Source organism: Streptomyces carpinensis (assembly GCF_002154505.1).
Lineage (GTDB): Bacteria > Actinomycetota > Actinomycetes > Streptomycetales > Streptomycetaceae > Streptomyces > Streptomyces carpinensis.
Genome location: NZ_MUBM01000639.1, coordinates 1 through 4,864 on the forward strand (window position 1 = coordinate 1; position 4,864 = coordinate 4,864).

General features: G+C 70.4%; 4 protein-coding genes. All 4 read right to left on the bottom strand.

What is annotated here, in order from left to right; translation table 11 throughout:
* On the bottom strand, nucleotides 1-671 hold a 671-nt coding region (locus tag BZY54_RS47405; protein WP_244217702.1), incomplete at its 3' end, for a Wzz/FepE/Etk N-terminal domain-containing protein.
* A complete protein-coding gene (locus BZY54_RS47410) occupies nucleotides 668-1,933 on the bottom strand; it encodes a glycosyltransferase family 4 protein (protein WP_086731482.1) in 1,266 nt (421 codons plus the stop codon). The genes BZY54_RS47410 and BZY54_RS47405, both read right to left, overlap by 4 nt.
* Complete coding sequence (locus BZY54_RS47415; RefSeq protein WP_086731483.1) at nucleotides 1,923-3,248, bottom strand: nucleotide sugar dehydrogenase; 1,326 nt, start codon at nucleotides 3,246-3,248, stop codon at nucleotides 1,923-1,925. Before BZY54_RS47415 ends, BZY54_RS47410 begins: the two co-directional genes overlap by 11 nt.
* A 73-nt stretch (nucleotides 3,249-3,321) precedes the next feature.
* Nucleotides 3,322-4,800: a sugar transferase gene (locus BZY54_RS47420; RefSeq protein ID WP_086731484.1), complete on the bottom strand. Its 1,479-nt coding sequence runs from the start codon at nucleotides 4,798-4,800 to the stop codon at nucleotides 3,322-3,324.
* Between the last annotated feature and the right edge of the window lie 64 nt (nucleotides 4,801-4,864).

The following is a 4,864-nucleotide window of genomic DNA, read 5'->3' on the forward strand; positions in this document are numbered from 1 at the left end:
GGTGCCTCGCCGGCCGGCCGGGGCGCCGGCCCCATGACGACCATGTTGGCCTTGCGGGCAGCCGGGTCGGCCTCGTCCAGCTTTTTCATGGCCTCCTGCAGCGTGGTGCGCAGCTTCTCGAGGTCGGTGCGGGCCTGCACGCTCTCCACGGTCTGCCCCGGATCGGCCGCGTCGGCCAGCTTGGTGATGCGGCTGCTGGTCTGTTCCACCAGCTGTCGCAGCGTCTCGAGTTGCGTCGCGGCTCCGGGGTCGGTATTGCCGTCCACGATCCCCGCGGCGAATGCCACGAACTGCTTGGCCACCTGGTCCGAGAGCTGCTGTGCGCGCTCCGGGGTCTCGGCCGTGCCCGAGATGTTGATGATGTTCCCGTCGGTGGCCTTGGCGCTCACCCGGTCCCGCAGCTCGCCGCCGCTGACTCCGGTCCAGTGGAGCGTGGCGGCCACACGGTCGACCACCACCGAACTGGTCGCGATCTGCGCCTGAGTCAGCAGCTCGCGCTCCTCCCACGCCCCGGGCAGCAGTACCGATGCCGACGTCGTGTAGCGCGGCGGAAACAGCAAAGAGGTGCCGTAGCCGACGAGCGCGCCCACCACGGCGAGGATGGTGAGAAGCCGCCAGCGCCGACGGATAATCCGCCCGATCGTGACCAGGCGTATCGTGTCATCGCTCAACGGTGCGGCCCTCTCCCTGCCCGGTCCGGCTCGCCCGCCGACGCCGCAGCGTGGTCACGGCAGGCAGCGTCGTAGGCGGCGAGCAGCGACGCTTGCGAGTGCCGCCAGGAGAGCGGCCCGCTGATCCGCTCCTGGCCGATCTTGCCCATCAGGGCCCGCTTCTCCGGATCGTCCAGCAGCAGCGCGATGAGCCCGGCGAACTCGGCCTCGTCGTTGGCGGGCGCGTAGACGGCGGCGTCACCGGCGGAGACTCGCGCCTCCCGGAGGTCGAACGAGACGACCGGCCGGCCCATCACCATGTACTCCAGGACCTTGTTCATGGTCGACACGTCGTTGAGCGGATTGCGCGGGTCGGGGGAGAGGCAGACGTCCGCGGTGGACAGGTAGCGCACCAGATCGGCGTCCGGAACGCGCCCGGTGAACTGCACCTGCTCCGAGAGCCCGAGCCGCCGGGACAGCTCCACCATCGCGTCGAAGGTGTCGCCGGAGCCGACGAACACGGCGTGCCAGTCGGTCCGCCCGAGCTCGTCGCGCAGCTTCGCGAGGGCCCGCAAGGCGTAGTCGACGCCGTCCTGCGGGCCCATGACGCCGAGGTAGCACAGCAGATGAGGCTTGCCGCGCTTCAGCTCCGGCTCGGGCGGTACGGGGTGGAACCGGTCGATGTCGGGGGCGCTGCGCACCACGAAGACGTCCGCCGGCCGCCGACCGCCACGGCGCACCGCGACGTCCCGGTAGCTCTCGTTGGTGGCGAGCACGACGTCCGCGGCCCGGTAGGTCAGCCGTTCCAGCGCGCACACCGCGCGGTAGAGCAGATCCCGGCCGCGGCCGAACCGGGAGAGGTACAGCTCGGGTACCAGGTCGTGCTGGTCGAAGACGAACCGCGCTCCGCGCCGCTTCAGCCACAGTGCCGGCAGGAACAGCAGGTCGGGCGGGTTGCAGGCGTGGACCACGTCGACCGGGCCGACCTTCCGGGCCAGCCGGACGGTGTGCCACAGCGCCGATCCGTACTCCCGCAGGTAGCCGGCCGGCCCGCCGGTGGCCGCGCGCAACGGGTAGCGGTGGATCCGCACCCCGTCGATCTCCGCCTCCGGCTCTGTGTCCCGCTTACTCCCTTGGGGACAGATGACGTGCACCTTCCAGCCCGCGTCGCGCAGCGTCGTGCACTCCTGCCACACGCGCCGGTCGAACGGCACCGACAGGTTCTCCACCAGGATCAGCGCGCGCCGCTCCGTCCGGTCGCCGCCGGTCGCGTCACCACGCAAGGCCCATGTACCCCTGTTCGGCCCGGCGCGCCTCGGCGTCGGGAAGGCGGACGAGGTCGACGATCATCGGGCCGTCGCCATGGGGCAGCGCCGACAGCACGGCCGGGTCCCTGGTCCCGACCAGGCACACCTCGGCGTGCTCGAGCACCTCCTCGACGGAATCCGCGAGCAGCTGCGCGAGGTGCGGCAGCCGGGTCTCGATGTACTCGCGGTTCGCGCCGAGCAGCCGGGAGAGGCTCACGTTGGCGTCGTGGATCCGAAGGTCGTAACCCTTGCCGAAGAGTCTCTCCGCCAACTCGACGAGCGGGCTCTCGCGGAGGTCGTCGGTACCGGGTTTGAAGGACAACCCGAACAGGCCCACCCGGCGCTTGCCGGTGCGCTCGACGAGCTCCACCGCGCGCTGCAGATGGTCCGCGTTGGAGGGCAGCACGTGGGCGAGGATGGGCACCGAGACGTCGGCCCGCTGCGCCGCGTGGATCAGGCTGCGCAGGTCCTTGGGCAGGCAGGAGCCACCGAAGGCGAAGCCGGGCCGCAGGTAGGCGGGGCTGATGTTCAGCTTGCGGTCGGCCAGGAACACGTCCATCACCTGGTGCGAGTCCACCCCGAGCGCCTGGCACACCGCCCCCAGCTCGTTCGCGAAGCCGATCTTGAGGCCGTGGAACGCGTTGTCCGCGTATTTGATCGCCTCGGCCGTCGGGACCGGCACCCGGAACACCTCGCCGGGCAAGCCGTCGTACAGCGCCAACACCGCATCGCCGCTTGCCGAATCGAGCTCGCCGATGACGGTCTTGGGCGGGTCGAAGAAGTCCCGCACGCTCGTGCCCTCGCGCAGGAACTCCGGGTTGACCGCGACCCCGATGTCCACCCCGGCCGTGCCGCCGACGGACTTCTCCAGGATCGGCACCAGCAGGTTCAGGCAGGTGCCCGGCAGCATGGTGCTGCGGAACACGACGGTGTGCCGCCCGCTGCGCCCATGACGATCCGCCAGCGCGGCGCCGATCTCCTCGGTGACCCGCTCCAAGTACGTGGTGCACAGGCTGCCGTTGGGTTCCGACGGCGTGCCCACGCAGACCAGCGACACCTCGCTGCCCGTGATCGCTTCGCGGACGTCGCCGGTGGCGCGCAGCGCTCCGGTCCGCACGACCTCGGCGATGAGCTCGCCGATCCGCTCCTCGACCACCGGGGCCTTGCCGTCGTTGACCAGGTCGACCTTCACCTGGTTCACGTCCACCCCGATGACCTCGTGACCCATGCTGGCCAGGCACGCGGCCGACACGCAGCCCACGTAGCCGAGCCCGAAAACGCTGACTCTCATGACCCGTTCCTCCCCCCAGGCAGGCCTTCTGGCCTGCGGTCCGCGCGCCCGGCCGGTCGACGACCCCCGCGCATCAGTAGGCGCCCTGCCCGTAGAGCACCGCACGCAGCGTCTTCCACAAGATCACTGTGTCCAGGGCGAGCGACCAGTCCTCCACGTACCGCAGGTCCAGCCGGACCGCCTCCTCCCACGGCAGGTCGCTGCGTCCGCTGATCTGCCACAGACCGGTGAGCCCGGGCTTGACCAGCAGCCGGCGCCGGATGTCCGGGCCGTACGCAGCGCACTCCTCCGGCAACGGAGGTCGCGGACCCACGAGCGACATCGATCCGGTGAGCACGTTGAAAAGCTGCGGGAGCTCGTCGATCGAGTACCGGCGCAGCACTGCTCCCACCCGGGTCACCCGCGGATCGCGGCGGAGCTTGAACAGCAGGCCGGCGCCCTCGTTGCGGTCGGCCAGCTCGGCGCGTGCCGCGTCGGCCCCGGTGACCATGGTGCGGAACTTGAGAATGGTGAATTCGCGGCCGTCCTTGCCGACCCGGCGCTGGCGGTAGAAAGCCCCACCCCGACTGTCCATCAGCACGAGCAGTGCGACGAACACCATGAGCGGTGCGAACAGCATCAGCAGGATCGCTGCGCCAAGCCGGTCGACGACCACTTTGACCGCCCGGCGGCCCCCGGTGAAGGTCGGCATGCTGACCCGCAGCAGCGGGATTCCGAGCACCGCGTCGACGTGCAGCCGCGGCCCGGCCACCTCCATCAGCACGGGGGCCACGACCATCTCGGCGTCGCTGCCTTCGAGGTTCCAGGCCAGCCGCTGCAGCCGGTCCGGTGACCAGTGCGGGTCCGGCGTGACCGCGACGACACGGTAGCCGTCGCGGCGGACGTGGCTGGCGACGTCCGCCAGCCGGCCGACTATCGGCACTCCGTCCAGGTGGTCACCGTCGAGCTCGAGACCGTCCGTCGTGCAGACCGCGTCCACCCGCCAGCCGAGGTGAGGAAACTTGCGGGTTCGGGTGATCAGGTCGCGCACGGTGGCCGGGCTCCCGGCAGCGAGCACCGGTCTCAGGCACTGTCCTTCCTTGCGCTGTCTGTGCAGCCACAGGCGCAGCAGATACCGCGCGGTCATGGTGACGAGCGCGATCGCGGGGATCGCGACGAAGATCCAGAGCTTGATGTTGCGCGAGGTGAGGGCGATCCCGCCGAGCGCCAGTACGACGGTCGCCGCGAACAGTGAGCGTCCGAGCCGGCGGAATTCCTCGGCGCCCTGGCCGAGCACGGCCGGAGCCCACGAGCGGCTCACCGCAAGCGCCCCCAGCACCAGCAGCTCGGTGCCGAATGCGAGAATTCCCCACTTCTCGTGCCAGTTGGCCGCGTCCCGGTCCCCGAAGAAGTCACCGATAGCCGCCACCACGAAGGCGGTGGCCACGGTGTCGCTGGTGATCACGGTACGGCGGTACCGCTGCTCCCAGTCGATCGCCGGCTGGCTGATGGCCCCGTTCCCAAGACGCTCGCGCGCCGACGGAAACGGTCTGACAAGTCCCCCTTGCCGCACAGAACCCCCCCAGGTCCGCAGTGGTTCGACGTGTTCGCCTAACACTGTTGCTCCCCCCCGGGAG